The sequence below is a fragment of the Bacillus sp. SB49 genome (assembly GCF_000469135.2).
Lineage (GTDB): Bacteria > Bacillota > Bacilli > Bacillales > Halobacillaceae > Halobacillus.
The window spans coordinates 600,417-618,349 of record NZ_CP048117.1; the positions used below are offsets into that span (position 1 = coordinate 600,417).

General features: G+C 49.5%; 18 protein-coding genes and 3 riboswitches. Of the genes, 16 read left to right on the plus strand and 2 right to left on the minus strand.

What is annotated here, in order from left to right; genetic code table 11:
* Positions 1-28: 28 nt before the first annotated feature.
* Positions 29-130, plus strand: a riboswitch (purine riboswitch).
* A gap of 116 nt (positions 131-246) precedes the next feature.
* Together guaA and M662_RS03085 are read left to right on the plus strand one after the other, a co-directional pair.
* Positions 247-1,785, plus strand: coding sequence for a glutamine-hydrolyzing GMP synthase (gene guaA, locus M662_RS03080; RefSeq protein ID WP_008633576.1), 1,539 nt, complete (start codon positions 247-249; stop codon positions 1,783-1,785).
* A 78-nt stretch (positions 1,786-1,863) separates the two neighbouring features.
* Positions 1,864-1,966, plus strand: a riboswitch (purine riboswitch).
* Positions 1,967-2,124: 158 nt separating this feature from the next.
* The gene (locus M662_RS03085; RefSeq protein WP_026578750.1) at positions 2,125-3,459 is read left to right on the plus strand and encodes an NCS2 family permease; all 1,335 of its coding nucleotides are present in this window, start codon (positions 2,125-2,127) and stop codon (positions 3,457-3,459) included.
* 152 nt (positions 3,460-3,611) lie between these two features.
* Here M662_RS03085 and M662_RS03090 read toward each other — a convergent pair whose 3' ends face one another.
* Positions 3,612-4,040, minus strand: coding sequence for an Hsp20/alpha crystallin family protein (locus tag M662_RS03090; protein ID WP_008633570.1), 429 nt, complete (start codon positions 4,038-4,040; stop codon positions 3,612-3,614).
* Positions 4,041-4,183: 143 nt separating this feature from the next.
* On the opposite strand from M662_RS03090, the gene M662_RS03095 reads away from it, so the two are divergent.
* The 14 genes from M662_RS03095 (at position 4,184) to purD (ending at position 17,853) form a co-directional block, all read left to right on the plus strand.
* Positions 4,184-4,753: a DUF2179 domain-containing protein gene (locus M662_RS03095; RefSeq protein ID WP_008633569.1), complete on the plus strand. Its 570-nt coding sequence runs from the start codon at positions 4,184-4,186 to the stop codon at positions 4,751-4,753.
* Positions 4,722-4,922, plus strand: a complete 201-nt coding sequence (locus tag M662_RS03100; RefSeq protein WP_026578749.1) for an NETI motif-containing protein — start codon at positions 4,722-4,724, stop codon at positions 4,920-4,922. The genes M662_RS03095 and M662_RS03100 overlap by 32 nt, the downstream gene beginning before the upstream one ends.
* 80 nt (positions 4,923-5,002) lie before the next feature.
* Positions 5,003-5,103, plus strand: a riboswitch (purine riboswitch).
* A gap of 93 nt (positions 5,104-5,196) precedes the next feature.
* Positions 5,197-5,688 carry a 5-(carboxyamino)imidazole ribonucleotide mutase gene (purE, locus tag M662_RS03105; RefSeq protein ID WP_026578748.1) on the plus strand — a complete coding sequence of 164 codons (492 nt, stop codon included), beginning with the start codon at positions 5,197-5,199 and terminating at the stop codon, positions 5,686-5,688.
* Positions 5,678-6,805, plus strand: a complete 1,128-nt coding sequence (gene purK / locus M662_RS03110) for a 5-(carboxyamino)imidazole ribonucleotide synthase (protein WP_026578747.1) — start codon at positions 5,678-5,680, stop codon at positions 6,803-6,805. Before purE ends, purK begins: the two co-directional genes overlap by 11 nt.
* Before the next feature lie 18 nt (positions 6,806-6,823).
* Positions 6,824-8,116: an adenylosuccinate lyase gene (gene purB, locus M662_RS03115; RefSeq protein WP_008633561.1), complete on the plus strand. Its 1,293-nt coding sequence runs from the start codon at positions 6,824-6,826 to the stop codon at positions 8,114-8,116.
* 66 nt (positions 8,117-8,182) lie between these two features.
* The gene (gene purC / locus M662_RS03120; protein WP_026578746.1) at positions 8,183-8,905 is read left to right on the plus strand and encodes a phosphoribosylaminoimidazolesuccinocarboxamide synthase; all 723 of its coding nucleotides are present in this window, start codon (positions 8,183-8,185) and stop codon (positions 8,903-8,905) included.
* Positions 8,893-9,138, plus strand: coding sequence for a phosphoribosylformylglycinamidine synthase subunit PurS (purS, locus tag M662_RS03125; protein ID WP_008633557.1), 246 nt, complete (start codon positions 8,893-8,895; stop codon positions 9,136-9,138). Before purC ends, purS begins: the two co-directional genes overlap by 13 nt.
* A gap of 1 nt (position 9,139) precedes the next feature.
* Positions 9,140-9,823 (plus strand): phosphoribosylformylglycinamidine synthase subunit PurQ, encoded by a 684-nt coding sequence (gene purQ / locus M662_RS03130; protein WP_008633556.1) that lies wholly within the window; start codon positions 9,140-9,142, stop codon positions 9,821-9,823.
* On the plus strand, positions 9,807-12,035 hold the full coding sequence (gene purL / locus M662_RS03135) for a phosphoribosylformylglycinamidine synthase subunit PurL (protein WP_026578745.1): 2,229 nt from the start codon (positions 9,807-9,809) through the stop codon (positions 12,033-12,035). The genes purQ and purL overlap by 17 nt, the downstream gene beginning before the upstream one ends.
* Positions 12,011-13,423 carry an amidophosphoribosyltransferase gene (gene purF, locus M662_RS03140; protein ID WP_008633552.1) on the plus strand — a complete coding sequence of 471 codons (1,413 nt, stop codon included), beginning with the start codon at positions 12,011-12,013 and terminating at the stop codon, positions 13,421-13,423. The genes purL and purF overlap by 25 nt, the downstream gene beginning before the upstream one ends.
* 18 nt (positions 13,424-13,441) lie before the next feature.
* Positions 13,442-14,452, plus strand: a complete 1,011-nt coding sequence (gene purM, locus M662_RS03145) for a phosphoribosylformylglycinamidine cyclo-ligase (RefSeq protein WP_026578744.1) — start codon at positions 13,442-13,444, stop codon at positions 14,450-14,452.
* Positions 14,449-15,027, plus strand: coding sequence for a phosphoribosylglycinamide formyltransferase (purN, locus tag M662_RS03150; protein WP_008633546.1), 579 nt, complete (start codon positions 14,449-14,451; stop codon positions 15,025-15,027). The genes purM and purN overlap by 4 nt, the downstream gene beginning before the upstream one ends.
* Positions 15,024-16,556, plus strand: coding sequence for a bifunctional phosphoribosylaminoimidazolecarboxamide formyltransferase/IMP cyclohydrolase (purH, locus tag M662_RS03155; RefSeq protein ID WP_026578743.1), 1,533 nt, complete (start codon positions 15,024-15,026; stop codon positions 16,554-16,556). The genes purN and purH overlap by 4 nt, the downstream gene beginning before the upstream one ends.
* Positions 16,557-16,578: 22 nt before the next feature.
* Positions 16,579-17,853, plus strand: a complete 1,275-nt coding sequence (gene purD, locus M662_RS03160; RefSeq protein WP_026578742.1) for a phosphoribosylamine--glycine ligase — start codon at positions 16,579-16,581, stop codon at positions 17,851-17,853.
* Here the strand turns inward: purD and M662_RS19670 are convergent.
* Complete coding sequence (locus M662_RS19670) at positions 17,818-17,925, minus strand: EYxxD motif small membrane protein (protein ID WP_328700171.1); 108 nt, start codon at positions 17,923-17,925, stop codon at positions 17,818-17,820. The genes purD and M662_RS19670 overlap by 36 nt on opposite strands.
* Positions 17,926-17,933 lie beyond the last annotated feature (8 nt).

A 17,933-nucleotide genomic window follows, 5' to 3' on the forward strand; every position in this document is an offset into this window, starting at 1 on the left:
CTTTTGTCGCGGTTGATAGAATGAATGGCAATTAGATGCGTTCTTCCTTCGTATATCCTCGAGAATATGGCTCGAGAGTCTCTACCGGGATACCGTAAATTTCCTGACTATGAAGGTGGAAATCACGTGACATGTCTCGGCATGGGATGGATTTCTGCCTTCGTTTATATTAGACGAGGCGGGAATCCATTTTTTTATTGCCGGCAGGAAAGAAGGCAGTCGAACATAAATAAGGAGTGGAAGAGTATGGAACAAGTGAAAGGCATGATTCTAGTGCTTGACTTCGGAAGTCAATACAACCAGTTGATCACCCGGAGAATCCGTGAATTCGGAGTGTACAGTGAACTTCATTCTCATAAAATGACTATTGAAGAAATCAAGGAATTGAATCCCAGCGGGATCATCCTGTCCGGTGGACCGAACAGTGTATACGGGGAAAACAGCTTCCGTTGCGATGAGCAGATCTTTGAATTAGGCATTCCAGTACTGGGAATCTGCTACGGCATGCAGCTGATGACGCACCACTTCGGCGGCAAAGTAGAGCGTGCGAAAGAACGGGAATACGGCAAAGCGGATATCACTGTTAAAGAGAGCCCGGTCATCTTCCGTAAAACTCCTAAAGAGCAGACCGTTTGGATGAGTCACAGTGATAAGGTAATTGAAGCGCCGGAAGGTTTCCGCGTCGACGCGACAAGTCCTTCCTGTCCTGTAGCAGCGATCAGCAATGATGATGCACGTATGTACGGCGTCCAGTTCCACCCGGAAGTGCGTCACTCTGAATATGGAAACGATATTCTGCGCAGCTTCGTTTTCGACGTTTGTGAAGCGACGGATGACTGGACGATGGAGCACGTCATTGAAATGGAAGTGGAGAAAATCCGTGAGCAGGTAGGAGATCGTAAAGTACTCTGTGCATTAAGCGGAGGAGTCGATTCTTCTGTCGTCGCCGCTTTGATTCACCGCGCGATCGGAGACCAATTAACCTGTATCTTCGTTGACCACGGTCTTCTTAGAAAAAACGAAGCGGATGATGTCATGCGTTTCCTTGGAGAAGGATTCCAAATGAACATTATCAAAATTGATGCTAAAGAACGTTTCATGAGTAAGTTGGCAGGCGTTTCCGACCCTGAAAAGAAACGTAAGATCATTGGTAACGAGTTCATCTATGTGTTCGATGATGAAGCAGCCAAGCTGAAAGACATCGATTTCCTTGCTCAAGGAACGCTTTATACAGATATTATCGAAAGTGGTACGGAAACAGCGCAGACGATTAAATCCCACCACAATGTTGGTGGTCTTCCTGAAGATATGGAATTTGAATTAATTGAGCCTTTGAATACGTTGTTTAAAGACGAAGTCCGTGCGCTCGGGCTTGAACTTGGTGTGCCGGAACATATCGTTTGGCGCCAGCCGTTCCCTGGTCCCGGCCTTGCCATCCGTGTCCTCGGTGAAGTGACGGAAGAGAAGCTGGAAATCGTTCGCGAGTCGGACGCTGTTCTTCGTGACGAAATCAAGAAGGCAGGGCTTGACCGCGACATTTGGCAGTACTTCACAGTTCTTCCTAACATCAAGTCCGTCGGTGTCATGGGAGATGAACGTACGTATGATCACACGATCGGCATTCGTGCCGTAACATCCATTGACGGTATGACATCTGATTGGGCGCGTATCCCATGGGATGTGCTGGAGAGGATCTCCACGCGTATCGTCAACGAAGTCGATCATATTAACCGCGTTGTGTATGATGTAACGAGCAAGCCGCCGGCAACCATTGAATGGGAATAAGCGAACGATTTTAATTTTATTAAGTGTAATGTTCGGAAATAGGCTTGACTCTCTTCTTCTGACCTAGTAAGATAGAATCAAATAATAAAGTATCACCGTCGTATAATTTTGGGGATAGGGCCCATGAGTTTCTACCAGACCGCCGTAAATTGGTCTGACTACGTTGGTGGATGGATGTTGTGGTTATGTGAATTTACTTCAGGGCCCTCGTCCATCTCCTTCGTTTTCGTAGACACTCTCGGGAATCTCCCGGGGTGTCTTTTTTATTTGTTCAACCATGTTCTTGGAATGCCGGGCATTTCAAGAAGGATCAGGGAAAGAAAAGGGAGGAAAAAGAACGTGCGCAATTATTTTAAATTCAAGGAGAACGGCACGACCTATCGTCGTGAAATCATAGCAGGACTAACGACCTTCCTGGCTATGGCATATATTTTGTTCGTCAATCCATCGACGCTTGCGTTGGATGGAATCGATCAGCTTCCTGAAGGTGTTACGCGGATGGATAAAGGGGCTATCTTTACAGCTACTGCGATCGCAGCTGCTATCGGAACATTAATCATGGGGGTATTCGCGAAATATCCGATTGCTCTCGCTCCGGGTATGGGCTTGAACGCCTTCTTCGCCTATACGGTTGTTCTTGGCTATGGAATTCCTTGGGAAACGGCACTTGCCGGTGTATTGGCTTCCGGACTTATTTTTATCGTTTTAACTCTTACAGGACTACGCCAATTAATCATCGATGCCATTCCTGGAAACCTTAAGCTCGCTGTAGGTGCCGGAATCGGCCTCTACATCGCTTTTATCGGCTTTCAGAATGCAGGAATTGTCGTGAACAGTGATGCGACTCTTGTTCAAATGGGGGACCTTACTTCAGGCCCTGTACTGCTTGCTGTCTTCGGAATTGTCATCAGCGTCATCTTGATGGCGTTGGGGATGAAGGGCGGCATTTTCTACGGTATGGTGCTGACAGCTGTAGCGGGTATGGTTTCCGGACTGATTGCACCGCCTTCCGGGTTGAGCGATATCGTCGGTTCTGCACCTTCGGTTGCGCCGACGTTCGGGGCAGCATTGGAGCATTTCGGAGATATCTTCACGATGGAGATGCTTGTCGTCATTTTGACTTTCTTGTTCGTTGACTTCTTTGATACAGCTGGAACGCTCGTAGCAGTGGCGACCCAGGCTGGATTTATGAAGGATAACAAGCTCCCAAGAGCGGATAGAGCTCTATTTGCTGATTCTACAGCGACTGTAGCAGGTGCTATTGTAGGAACGTCTACGACGACTTCTTATATTGAGTCGACTGCAGGGGTTGGGGCCGGCGGGCGTACCGGATTCACTTCTGTTGTGACGGCTTTGTGCTTTATTCTTGCATTGTTCTTCTCGCCTCTCTTGTCCATCGTGACTGCTGAAGTGACGGCTCCTGCCTTGATCATCGTCGGTGTATTGATGGCTTCTGCTTTGAAAAGCATCGATTGGGACGAGTTCGAAGTTGCTGTTCCGGCCTTCTTCACAATCGTAGCGATGCCGTTGACGTACAGTATTGCGACGGGGATTGCAATCGGGTTTATCTTCTATCCGATTACGATGCTTCTAAAAGGGAGAACAAAAGAGATTCATCCGATCATGTACTTCTTGTTCGTTATCTTTATTTTGTACTTCATCTTCCTTGCGTAAGGCAGACAGGATGAGGGAAACCGTCAGCCGCAGGCTGGCGGTTTCTTTTGAAAGGTGATGGCGGGCTCCCGTGAGACGGTTTTCGTTCCTTCCCGATACGGACAAGTATATAGGGGGAGATCCGGAGAGCTGCCGCATACTCTTCTCTCCTTTTATTCCTTTTCTTCCAGGTGGCGGATCTGGATAGGGCGCTGGTTGGTGGCATCTGTGATATAACGTTGCAGCTTGATAATCAGCAGCCCGTGCTGATAAGTCGCGTCGATTTTATCATGACGAACAGGGAACGGGAGATCGATCGTCCTTTCAAACATGCCATCCGGAATTTCGGATTTGACCTGCTTGCCGCCGCGCTTGTTGAACGAAATTTTCCCTTTTAAGGTTAGTGTCGTATGATCGACAAGCACGTCGATGTTCTTTGGTTTATCCATTCCGGGAATATTCACATAGCATAAGAGCTCCTGGTCATATTGATAGATGTTGACAGCTGGAATGGGGGGCTTCATCATCCCGTCGAAATCATCCCAGAATTCATGGCCGAAGAAGCGGTCCATGTTGGTTTTCCAATCCTTGAATTGGTTCATGTCATCAGCCTCCGTAAATTGTCATTAATTGCGGTAAAAAAAGATTGTGTATGGACATTCCCATGGTTTATAGTGTATGCATGAATATTGACGAGAAGAATTTCTTGGGTCTATATTTGCAACATAAGTAGGGGGATGCATCCATGTTAGAAAACCCATTATTGCTCATTGTGATCATTTTAGCCGTTAACATTGTCTATGTTTCGTTCTTTACATTACGGATGATTTTTACGTTGAAAGGCCGTCGTTATATTGCCGCGTTCATCAGTACATTTGAAATAGTTACCTACGTCTTTGGTCTTGGGCTCGTCCTTGATCGTCTGGATCAGATAGAGAATGTCCTTGCCTATGCTCTTGGTTATGGTCTTGGTGTTATCGTTGGTATGAAGATTGAAGAGAAATTGGCTCTCGGTTATATTACAGTGAACGTGATATCGTCCGATCCGGATATCGAATTCACGCGGAAGCTCCGGGATAAGGGGTACGGCGTGACGAGTTGGTATGCTTATGGAATGGAAGGGGATCGGCTGGCCATGCAGATTCTGACTCCAAGGAAATACGAGCTTTCCTTATATGAAACGATTCGTCATATCGATCCGAAAGCGTTTATCGTCGCTTATGAACCGAAACAGATCCATGGCGGGTTCTGGGTGAAATCCGTTAAGAAAGGAAAGATACGTCATGCCCAGCAAGAACAGCAAGAAGCGCTTTGAAGTGCAGGAGAATGAAACCATCGGCCAGTGCCTCGATCGGATGAAGCGGGAAGGCTACAGGCCGATCCGCCGGGCGGAGGAGCCGATTTTTCGGGAGGAAACCCGAAATGGGGAAAAAGTAATGGAACCGATAGAGAAAAGGATTGTTTTTCACGCAGTGAAAGAATAAAACCGAACGATTAGTATTTTTATTTTCTTTAATGTTCGACTTTGCGTTGACATCGACAAGTTTCTCCTGATATGATGAAAGCAGAATTGCATAGGCGACCTCATATAAGACGGGAATAAGGCCCGTTCGTCTCTACCTGGGAACCGTAAATTCCCGGACTATGAGGGGAGTTTAAGCTTGGATGCTTTCAAGTGGGACACGTGTGCCTGCTCGACTCCTCTCATTAGTTGAGAGCGTCGAGCAGGTTTTTTTATGAAGAAAGGGATGAATATGAATGGCTAGTGTTGGCGTAATCATGGGCAGCATTTCCGATTGGGAGACAATGCAGGGGGCATGTGCCGTCCTGGATGAACTTGGGATCGGATACGAGAAGGAAATCATATCAGCTCACCGGACACCGGAGGATATGTTCACTTACGCAGAAGATGCGCGCGGACGAGGGTTGAAGGTCATCATTGCCGGAGCGGGAGGGGCAGCCCACCTTCCGGGAATGGTTGCTTCTAAAACGACCCTGCCTGTCATCGGAGTCCCTGTTGAATCAAAAGCATTGAAAGGAATGGATTCCCTTCTATCTATAGTACAGATGCCTGGAGGAGTTCCTGTGGCGACTGTAGCGATCGGAAGTGCCGGTGCAAAGAATGCAGGTCTTCTTGCTGCGGAAATCATCGGAGCTTTTGATGAAGAGGTGGCCGGCAGATTGTCGGTGTACAGAGAACAGATGATGGAGAAAGTAGAAGGAATGAGGAGGGATTTGCGTGAGTCCTAAGGTTATTCGACCAGGTCAGACGATCGGAATTCTTGGAGGCGGCCAGCTCGGAAGAATGATGGCGGTCGCTGCCAGACACATGGGATACAAAATCGCCGTCATGGACCCGGCGGAAGATTGTCCGTGTGCACCGCTTGCAGATGAGCAGATCATCGCTGCTTATGACGATAAAGAAGCTGCTCAAAAACTGAGTGAAGTCAGTGACGTCATTACGTACGAATTCGAAAATGTCGACCTTGAAGTCGCCAAGCTGTTTGAAGAAGCCGGCAAACTGCCTCAAGGATCTCTGGCCCTCGCCGTTACGCAGAACCGTTCCAAAGAAAAGCAGGCAGCGGTCGATGCAGGCTTGTCTGTTCCGGAATACCGGATTATCGAATCCTATGACCAATGCAAAGAAGCATTGGAAAGCATCGGTTACCCTGCCGTCGTTAAGACGATCAGCGGGGGGTACGATGGTAAGGGACAGCTGAAGCTGGAAGATGAGAGCAGCCTGGACGAGCTATCTTCTTTCATTAAAGAGGGCGGCATCTATATTGTCGAACAGTGGCTGCTATTTGATTTAGAAATCTCTCAAGTATTCACTAGAGGCATGGACGGAATCATCCGGACCTTCCCGCTTGCAGAAAATATCCATAAGAATCATATCCTTCATGAAACAAGAGTCCCTGCCAACGTATCAGAGGCCGTCCGTCAGAAAGCGGACGAGGCGGTTCGAGTGCTGGCAGATGAGATCGGAGTCGTCGGAACGTTCGCAGTGGAGATGTTCGTCAAAGGAGACGACATCTATATCAACGAAATGGCACCAAGGCCGCATAACTCCGGTCACTTCACGATCGAGGCTTGCAACGTATCCCAGTTTGAACAACATGTCCGTGCAATCTGCGGTCTTCCGCTTCTTCCGGTGCATACATTCGGAGCGGCAGTGATGGTCAATGTCCTAGGCAAGCACCGCGGGATACTAATTGACAAGATCGAGCAATATGAGGGTTGTCATTTTCACGATTACGGTAAAGGAGAAGCAAGGACCAACCGTAAGATGGGGCACCTGACTTTTATCGGTAATGATCTAAAAGAAATTGCAACATACATGGAAACCAACCAGATACATTTATGGTAGAAACCAAGGAGGAAGACGATGATAGAACGTTATACAAGACCGGAAATGGGCGCCATTTGGACAGAGGAAAACCGCTATCAAGCATGGCTGGAAGTCGAGCTGCTTGCCTGTGAAGCTTGGAGTGAGCTTGGAGTCATCCCGAAAGAAGATGTAGAGAAACTGCGTGAGAAAGCTTCCTTTGATATCGCGCGTATTCATGAAATTGAATTGGAAACACGTCACGATGTCGTAGCGTTCACACGTGCTGTGTCCGAGACGGTCGGCGATGAGCGGAAATGGGTGCACTACGGACTTACATCTACAGACGTGGTAGATACGGCACTCTCTTACCAATTGAAGCAGGCGAATGAGATCATTCGTAAAGACCTTGTCAACTTCATCGAAATCCTTGGTGAGAAAGCGAAGGAACATAAGCACACGGTCATGATGGGTCGCACGCACGGGGTCCACGCAGAACCGACGACGTTCGGGTTGAAGCTTGCCCTTTACTATGAAGAAATGAAACGGAACCTGGAGCGCCTGGACCTTGCAATCAAGCATATTCAAGTCGGAAAGCTTTCCGGCGCAGTTGGAACGTATGCGAACATCGATCCTTTCGTAGAAGCTTATGTATGTGAGAAGCTGGGCCTTGATTCGGCATCTGTTTCTACACAGACACTTCAGCGCGACCGTCACGCTCATTACGTTTCCACACTGAGCTTGATTGCAACATCCATCGAGAAGATCGCTGTAGAGATCCGTGGTCTCCAGAAGACGGAAACAAGGGAAGTGGAAGAGTACTTTGCCAAGGGACAGAAAGGTTCTTCTGCTATGCCTCACAAACGTAACCCGATCGGATCCGAAAACATGACAGGGATGGCACGTGTGATCCGCGGACACATGTTGACAGCATTTGAGAACGTTCCTCTTTGGCATGAACGGGACATTTCCCACTCCTCTGCAGAGCGCGTTATTCTGCCGGATGCCACGATTGCTTTGAACTACATGTTGAACCGCTTTGGAAATATCGTGAAGAACTTGACGGTATTCCCTGATCGTATGCAGGAAAATATGGAGAAAACGTACGGCTTGATTTTCTCCCAGCGTGTGCTGCTTACATTAATTGATGAAGGCATGGTACGCGAAGAAGCATACGACCTTGTCCAGCCGAAAGCGATGGAAGCATGGGAGCGTGGAGTACCGTTCCGTGAGCTGATTGAGGCGGATGAGAAGATTACGGCTGCCCTGTCTGAATCCCAGCTTGATGCCTGCTTCGATTACAAGCATCACCTGAAGCAAGTGGATCGTATTTTCGACCGTATCGGTCTGTAAGTAAACTGTTTTATCCGGGGATGTCGAGGACATCCCCGGCCAATCCCCATGAGTGAGGTGTTCTTCATGAAAGGTTCCTTATTGTATGAAGGTAAAGCGAAACGTGTGTATGTGACGACTGATGACCAGGAGCGTCTGGTTTTATCCTATAAAGATGATGCGACAGCATTCAACGGTAAAAAGAAAAGCGAGTTTGCAGGCAAAGGCCGCCTGAATAACTTGATCACCTCTAAAGTCTTTCAATACTTGCATAAGCAAGGAATTCCCACCCACTTTATTGAAGCGCTGAACGATACAGAGCAGTTGGTAAAGCGCACGACGATCATTCCACTGGAAGTCGTGGTCCGGAACAAAGCAGCCGGAAGTATTACGAAAAGGCTCGGTATTGAAGAGAAGACGCGCTTCCACCCGCCGATCATCGAACTGTTCTACAAAAAGGACGAATTGAATGATCCACTAATCAACGACGTTCATGCCTATCATCTGACAGACGTCAAAGAACAAGAACTCACATTCATCAAAGAACAAGCCCTGATTATTAATGAACAATTGATTGCATTATTCCAATCCGCAGGCTTGGAACTCGCTGATTTCAAATTGGAATTCGGCCGTCTGCCGGACGGGACAATCGTATTGTCGGACGAAGTTTCACCGGATACATGCCGCTTATGGGATATCAAAACAGGTCAGAAAATGGACAAAGACGTATTCCGGGAAGAAATCGGCAGCCTGATCGAGGTTTATGAGAACATACTACAACGACTGGAGGAGAACGTATGCGCAAAGTAAAGATCCACATCACACTCAAAGAGGGCGTTTTAGATCCACAAGGAAAGGCTGTTCAGAACTCATTGAAGTCTTTGGAATATAACAATGTCCAGGACGTACGCGTCGGTAAATACATGGAGGTCCTTTTAGAAGACTCGGAGAATCTGGATCAGCAGGTCGATCAGATGTGTGATCAACTACTTGCCAACCCTGTCATCGAGAACTATACGTACACGATCGAGGAGGTAGGCTGACGTGAAATTTGCTGTCGTTGTTTTTCCAGGTTCCAACTGTGACCGTGACATGTACCACGCTGTCAAGGACGGTTTGGGGCAGGAAGCGGACTTGGTTTGGTACCAGGAAGCGAATCTAGCAGACTATGATGCCATCCTTCTGCCAGGAGGATTCTCATACGGAGATTACCTTCGCTCCGGAGCGATTGCTTCTACGGCTCCGATTGTCGAACAAATTCGTGAAGCTGCCGAAGCAGGAAAACCGATTCTCGGTGTATGTAATGGATTCCAGGTCCTGCTTGAGATGGGGCTGCTTCCAGGTGCGATGCTCGCGAACGAACGCCTGAAGTTCATGTGCCATTATGAAACACTGACTGTGGAAAATGCAGATACCCTTTTCACCCACCACTATGAAGAGAAAGCAAAAATCCAGATTCCGATCGCTCATGGCGAAGGAAACTATTATTGTGATGAAGAAACATATGCGAAGCTGCGCGAAAATAATCAGATTGTCTTTACTTATGAAGAGAACCCGAACGGCTCTGTAGGGGATATCGCAGGCATTATGAATGAGCAGGGGAATGTCCTCGGTATGATGCCGCACCCGGAACGGGCAGTGGAAGCGCTGCTTGGCAGCGATGACGGTCTGCGCTTATTTGAATCCATTCTTACACACTGGAGGGAACACCATGCCATCAATGCTTGAGATCACCCCGGAAACGATTGAAGAACAGCGCGTCTATGCGGAAATGGGTCTGACGGATGAAGAATATGAATCGGTCAAAACCATTCTGGGACGCCGTCCGAATTATACAGAAATCGGTTTGTTCTCGGTCATGTGGTCCGAACACTGCAGTTATAAGAATTCAAAACCGCTTCTAAGGAAATTCCCGACAGAAGGCCCTCACGTGCTGCAAGGTCCCGGGGAAGGAGCCGGCATCATCGATATCGGTGACGATCAGGCCGTCGTTTTCAAAATTGAAAGCCACAACCATCCTTCTGCAGTCGAGCCGTATCAGGGCGCTGCAACAGGTGTCGGAGGGATTCTTCGGGACGTCTTTTCCATGGGTGCCCGTCCGGTTGCGCTTCTGAACTCTTTGCGCTTCGGTTCATTGGAACAGCCTCGTGTGAAATACTTGTTTGAAGAAGTCGTACGCGGAATCGCGGGCTACGGAAACTGTGTCGGTGTACCGACCATTGGTGGAGAAGTCCAGTTCGACGATGCCTATAACGGCAATCCACTTGTGAACGCCATGTGTGTTGGTTTAATTGATCATAAAGATATTCAAAAAGGGATCGCAGCCGGAATCGGTAACACGGTCATGTATGTCGGTGCGAAGACCGGCCGGGACGGGATCCACGGAGCGACATTCGCATCAGAAGAATTGTCGGAAGAGTCCGAAGAAAAACGCCCTTCTGTCCAAGTAGGCGACCCATTCATGGAGAAATTGCTGATCGAAGCCTGCCTTGACGTCATTCACCATGACGCGCTTGTCGGGATTCAGGATATGGGAGCAGCCGGTCTCACTTCCTCTGCCAGTGAAATGGCGAGTAAAGCAGGTACGGGAATGACGATGAACCTTGACCTTATCCCGCAGCGGGAACAGAACATGACAGCCTATGAAATGATGCTGTCCGAGTCACAGGAACGCATGCTTCTTGTCGTAGAAAAAGGTCGGGAAGACGAGATAGCGGAAGTATTCCGTAAGTATGATCTGGAAGCTGTCGCTGTCGGAGAAGTCACGGATACGAAGCGCTTCCGCCTGGAACATAAAGGAGAAGTCGTCGCTGACGTGCCTGTCGATTCTCTTGCCGAAGACGCTCCAGTCTATCATAAGCCGTCGAAGAAACCGACGTATTACGAAGAATTTCAGGCAATGGACGATTACGCGCCTGTCGTCGACGATTATGCAGCAACGCTGAAAAGTCTGTTGAAACAGCCGACGATTGCAAGCAAGGAATGGGTTTACGATCAGTATGACTCGATGGTACAGACAAACACGGTCGTCGCTCCAGGGTCCGATGCAGCCGTATTGCGTGTACGTGGAACAGAGAAGGCTCTTGCAATGACGACGGATTGTAACTCCCGCTATATCTATGTCGATCCGGAAGTCGGCGGACAAATCGCTGTTGCTGAAGCAGCCCGTAACATTATCTGCTCCGGTGGTCGTCCGTTGGGAATCACAGACGGATTGAACTTTGGTTCTCCGGAAAATCCGGAAATCTTCTGGCAGATGGAGAAAAGCGTCGACGGCATGAGTGAAGCGTGCCGCGTCCTGAACGCACCGGTCATCGGAGGGAACGTTTCCTTGTATAACGAATCATTTGGTGGCAAAGCGATCTATCCGACACCGATCGTCGGCATGGTCGGCCTGATTGAGGATGTAGCTCACATCACCCAGTCCCACGCTAAGAAAGCAGGCGATCTCCTTTATGTCATCGGGGAGACGAAGCCGGAATTCGGTGGAAGTGAACTGCAGGGGATGTTGGAAGGAAAGCACTTCGGCAAAGCGCCGGCGCTTGATCTGGAAGTGGAAGCGAAGCGCCAGAACGCTCTTCTATCCGCTATTCAAAAAGGTCTCATCGAATCTGCTCATGATTTGGCAGAAGGTGGTCTTGCGGTCGCTCTTGCAGAGAAGCTTTTCGATCAGGAACTCGGTTGTGATGTCCAGGTAGAAGGGGATGTCCTTGCAGCCTTGTTCTCAGAAACGCAGTCCCGTTTCCTTGTAACTGTAAGTCCTGAGCAGCAAGATGCGTTCGAACAATCGGTGAATGACGCAGTCCGGATCGGAAAAGTGACGGAGGACGGCATCTACCGTGTAAGCAATAAGGATCGAATCGTAGTGGAAGAGCAGACAACAACGTTGAAGGATACTTGGAAAGGAGCTATTCCATGCTTGGTGAAATCAAAGGCTTAAATGAGGAATGTGGCATTTTCGGAGTCTGGGGCCACCCGGACTCCGCCCAACTGACGTATTATGGTTTGCACGCTTTGCAGCACCGCGGTCAGGAGGGCGCCGGAATCGTCACAACAGACGGAGACCATCTGAAGCTTGCTAAAGGACACGGATTGATCAATGAAGTTTTTTCCGAAAATCAGCTGGAAGACTTGCAAGGACACGCCTCCATCGGGCACGTCCGTTACGCAACTGCAGGGGATGGTGCATATGAGAATATCCAACCTCTGATGTTCCGTTCTCAGACAGGGGGGCTTGCGCTTGCCCATAACGGAAACCTGGTCAACGCCCACGCGTTGAAGAGCCAGCTGGAAGCACAAGGGAGCATTCTGCAGACCAATTCCGATACAGAAGTAGTTGCCCACTTGATCAAGAGAGCGCGCCATCTCCCGCTTGACCAGGCTATTGGAGAGGCATTGTCCATGATCAAGGGAGCTTACGCGTTCCTTGTGATGACGGAAGACAAGATGTTCGTTGCCAATGACCCGCGTGGCCTTCGCCCTCTCAGCCTTGGACACCTTGGTGATGCTTGGGTCGTATCTTCGGAAACGTGTGCGTTTGATGTGATCGGAGCCCAATACGACAGGGAAGTGAAGCCTGGTGAACTGCTGATCATCTCTGATGAAGGAGTAGAGACGAAGCGTTTCTCTGCCCCGATTCAACGTACATTGTGTTCCATGGAATATGTGTACTTCTCTCGTCCGGACAGTAATCTGGACGGTAAAAACGTCCATGCATCACGGAAACGAATGGGGAAAGCCTTGGCGGAGGAAGCACCCATCGAAGCGGATGTCGTAACAGGAGTACCGGATTCCAGTATTTCTGCTGCCATCGGATATGCAGAGGCGTCCGGCATTCCTTATGAGCTTGGTATGATCAAGAACCGCTATGTCGGTCGTACGTTCATCCAGCCGACTCAGGAACTGCGGGAACAAGGGGTCAAGATGAAGCTGTCTGCTGTAAGAGGTATTGTCGAAGGGAAACGTGTCGTCATGGTCGATGATTCCATCGTCCGGGGTACGACAAGCCGGCGGATCGTAAAAATGCTGAAAGAAGCAGGAGCGAAGGAAGTGCATGTCCGTATTGCATCTCCGCCGATTGAGAACCCATGTTACTACGGAATCGACACCTCGAACAGTGGAGAGTTGATTGCGGCAAACCACTCTGTAGAAGAAATGGAGAAATTGATCGGGGCTGACAGTCTCGCTTTTCTATCCGTGGATGGTTTGAACGACAGCATCTATCAGGGGGATGAATCGCTGGAGCATGGCGGCTGTATGGCCTGCTTTACAGGCAATTATCCTACAGAAATATATCCTAATACGGTCCACCCGTATGAGAAAGCGTGACGATGAGGAGGCAGAATGATGAGTGAATCCTATAAACAGGCAGGAGTCGACGTCGAAGCTGGTTATGAAGCGGTCGAACGGATGAAGAAGCACGTAGCCAGAACGATGCGCAAGGAAGTGATAGGCGGTCTCGGTTCTTTTGCCGGGTTGTTCGATATCAGCGGAATGAGTTATGAAGAGCCCGTCCTTGTCACTGGAACGGACGGTGTCGGGACGAAGCTTCGGCTCGCTTTTGAAATGGACAAGCATGATACGATCGGTGTCGATGTCGTGGCTATGTGTGTGAACGATATCGCGGCACAAGGAGCAGATCCGCTTTTGTTCCTTGATTATATCGCTTGTGGAAAGAATGAGCCTGCCCGCATCGAACAAATCGTCAAGGGCATCGCGGATGGCTGCCAGCAGTCGCACGCTGCGCTCGTTGGCGGGGAAACGGCAGAAATGCCCGGCATGTATGAGGAAGAAGAATATGACCTTGCCGGCTTTGTTGTAGGAATGGCAGATAAACGGAAGCTGATCACCGGAGAAGGAATAGAAGCAGGGGATGTCATCATCGGCCTTCCTTCCTCTGGGGTTCATTCCAACGGTTTCTCGCTTGTCCGCCGAATTATCGATAATCAGGGGCTGAGTCTCCAGGAAACTTATGAAGGATTCGACCGCCCGCTTGGGGAAGTATTACTAACTCCTACCGTCATTTACGTCGAAGCTGTCAAACAGCTGAAGGAAGCGGTGAGCATCAAAGGACTTGCCCATATTACCGGCGGCGGTTTCTATGAGAATATTCCAAGAGCGCTTCCGGAAGGCCTGGGTGTAGCAATCAACCAAGGAAGCTGGAACGTGCCGGCGATTTTCCCGTTCCTTCAAGCACAAGGAGACATTCCTGCCGATGAAATGTACGGGGTCTTCAATATGGGAATCGGTATGATTGCCATCGTTTCGGAAGCGGACGCAGAGAAGGCAGCGGAAGCTATCGGAAATGGTGTCATCATTGGACGAGTGACAGGCGAAGAGGGAGTGCAGTGGACATGATCAACCTTGCCGTCTTTGCTTCCGGAACAGGATCGAACTTCGATGCCATTGTCGAAGCCGTCGAAAATGGAACCCTCCATGCAGACATCAAGCTGCTTGTCTGTGACAAAGTAGGCGCTCCTGTCATTGAGAAAGCGCAGCGTCACGACGTGGATACCATTGTTTTCAACCCAAAAGTCTACGAAAATAAAGCAGCCTATGAAGCCGCCTTGCTGGAAGACTGTCGTTCGCGCGGCGTTGACTACATCATTCTTGCTGGTTATATGCGTCTCGTCGGCCCGACGCTGCTTCAGCCATATGAGAAACGGATCATCAATATCCACCCGTCCCTGCTTCCTGCTTTTCCCGGTAAGGATGCCATTGGACAGGCGATAGATAAAAAGGTAAAAGTGACTGGTGTGACCGTCCATTTCGTTGATGACGGAATGGATACAGGCCCGATCATCGCCCAGGAGGCGGTGACGATCGAAGACAACGATACACCGGAAGAAGTGAAACGGAAAATTCAGGCGGTCGAACACCGCTTATACCCGCAAGTCATCGAGTCATTATTCACCAAGGAGGAATCCAAATGAAAAAACGTGCCCTACTCAGCGTATCCAATAAAGAAGGTTTGGCTGATTTCGCTAAACAACTCCACGAACTAGATTACGAGCTTGTTTCCACAGGTGGAACGAAGCGCGCGATCGAAGAAGCAGGGGTTCCTGTCCTGTCTATTTCTGAAGTGACGAATTTCCCGGAAATTATGGATGGACGTGTCAAGACGCTTCATCCGGCGGTCCATGGAGGCCTCCTTGCCAAGCGCGGCAACGCCGACCACATGGAACAGTTGGATGGGCTGGATATCCAAACGATCGATCTCGTCGCAGTCAACCTGTATCCTTTCAAGGAAACGATCGCTAAAGAGGGAGTGACCGAGGCGGATGCTATCGAAAATATCGATATCGGGGGCCCGACCATGCTCCGCGCGGCGGCGAAGAACTTTGCAGACGTCGCTGTCGTTGTCGATCCTTCCGATTACGATACGGTGATCGAAGGCTTTAAAGCAGACAGCCTTTCTTATGAAGCACGTCGCAGGCTTGCTGCGAAAGTGTACCGCCATACGGCGAATTATGACGCGATGATCGCCGGTTACTTCTCGGAACTTACAGAGGAAGCTTATCCGGAGACATACACCGTAACATATGAGAAAGTACAATCCCTGCGTTACGGAGAGAACCCGCACCAGACCGCTTCGTTCTATAAGCAGGCTAATGCGGAAGGGACGTCGCTTGCGAATGCGGAACAGCTGAATGGAAAAGAGCTCTCTTATAACAACATTCAGGATGCTAATGCTGCATTGGAAGTGGTTCTTGAATTCGGCCAGCCGGCTGCTGTAGCTGTCAAACATATGAATCCTTGCGGCGTCGGAGTAGGGGAGAATCTATACGATGCTTTCACCAAAGCATACGAAGGGGATCCGGTTTCCATTTTTGGTGGAATCGTCGCCTTGAACCTTGAAGTCGATGCTGATACAGCAGCGAAGCTGAAAGAGATTTTCCTGGAGATCATTCTCGCTCCTTCTTTCAGTGAGGAAGCGCTCGAAATCCTTACGAAGAAGAAAAACCTTCGCCTCTTGAAAATCGATCTGAAGAAATCCGATCGTCCTGCGCACAAGCTGACGAGCGTCAACGGTGGACTGCTTGTTCAAGATACGGATGAAGGGAATCTTGACGGGGTGGATTTGACAGTAGCGACGGAACGGGAACCATCTGCACAGGAGCTGGAAGACTTGAAGCTCGGCTGGAAGGTCGTGAAGCACGTGAAGTCGAATGCCATCGTAGTAGCGAAAGGGGATCGTACCCTTGGAGTAGGTGCCGGACAAATGAATCGTGTAGGCGCAGCCAAAATCGCTTTTGAACAAGCGGGTGAAAAAGCAAAAGGCAGTATTCTCGCCTCTGATGCGTTCTTCCCTATGCCGGATACGGTAGAAGCGGCAGCTGAAGCAGGCGTTACTGCTATCATCCAGCCGGGTGGATCGAAGCGTGACCAGGACTCGATCGATGCCTGCAATAAACACGGCATCGCAATGGTCTTCACAAGCATGCGTCATTTCAAGCACTAAGAACAAGGGAGGATGGACGACGATGAATATCATGGTAATCGGACGGGGCGGCCGTGAACACAGCCTTGTTCAAAAATTAGCAGCAAGTAAACAGACAGAGAAAATTTACGCAGCTCCCGGTAACGCCGGTATGAAAGAAGCCGTCTGCGTGGCGATTGAAGAAGGGGATCATGATGCCCTCGTTTCTTTTGCGAAGGAAAACGACATTCATCTGACAGTCGTAGGTCCGGAAGTTCCTTTGCTTGAAGGGATCGTCGACCATTTTCAAGCGAATGACCTGAAAGTATTCGGACCCACCAAGGATGCGGCGCTGATCGAGGGAAGTAAACATTTCGCGAAACAGATGATGGACAAATATGATATTCCCACAGCGGAATATCAGGCTTTCTCCGACCTGGTGGAAGCGAAAGCGTACATTAAAGAAAAAGGCGCTCCGATTGTCATCAAGGCAGACGGCCTGGCTGCTGGAAAAGGTGTCGTTGTCGCCGAAACGCTGGAACAAGCGTTGGAAGCGGCCGATTCCATGCTCGGCGAAGGGCAGTTCGGAGAAGCAAGCAGTGAAATCGTTGTGGAAGAGTTTTTAGCAGGGGATGAATTCTCCTTGATGGCCTTCGTCCACGGTCCGAACGTCTATCCAATGATTCCTGCAAAGGATCATAAGCGGGCATTCGACGGGGATGAAGGACCGAATACAGGAGGTATGGGGGCATTCGCTCCCGTCCCGGGACTGGCCTCGTCTTCCTATGATACAGCTGTGGAATCGATTGTACGTCCGGTCGCTGAAGCGATGGTCCAGGAAGAACGTCCGTTTACGGGAATTCTTTATGCCGGACTGATCGAAACAGACAAAGGACCGAAAGTAATTGAATTTAACGCTCGTTTCGGAGATCCGGAGACCCAGGTGGTCCTGCCTTTGCTGAAGAATGACCTGGAGCAGGTGTTTTTGGATGTCATGGACGGAAAAGACCCCGAACTTCAATGGTCGGAAGAATCGTGTGCAGGAGTTGTCGTCGCATCGAGCGGATATCCGGGGGGATATGTGAAAGGGCGCCCGCTTCCTGCACTCGAAACGTCAGATTCAGCCTTCCTTGTCCATGCAGGTACAGCATTTGAGAACGGAACCTATGTATCGGACGGAGGACGTGTCCTGCTTGTTGGCAGCAAGGGGAATGACCTTTCACGTGCGCTTGATTGTGCTTATGAAGCGCTGCGTCCGTTACATGCAAATGAAGATTTTTTCTATCGCCGTGATATTGGCAGATCATCGATCACGTCTTCTTCTGGAAGCGACGAGTAAGAGGGCTGCAATTGTGCCGATGACGGTTACGATGACGAAACCTACGTCTGTAAAGTATTCCATGAAGTCCATTATTCTCA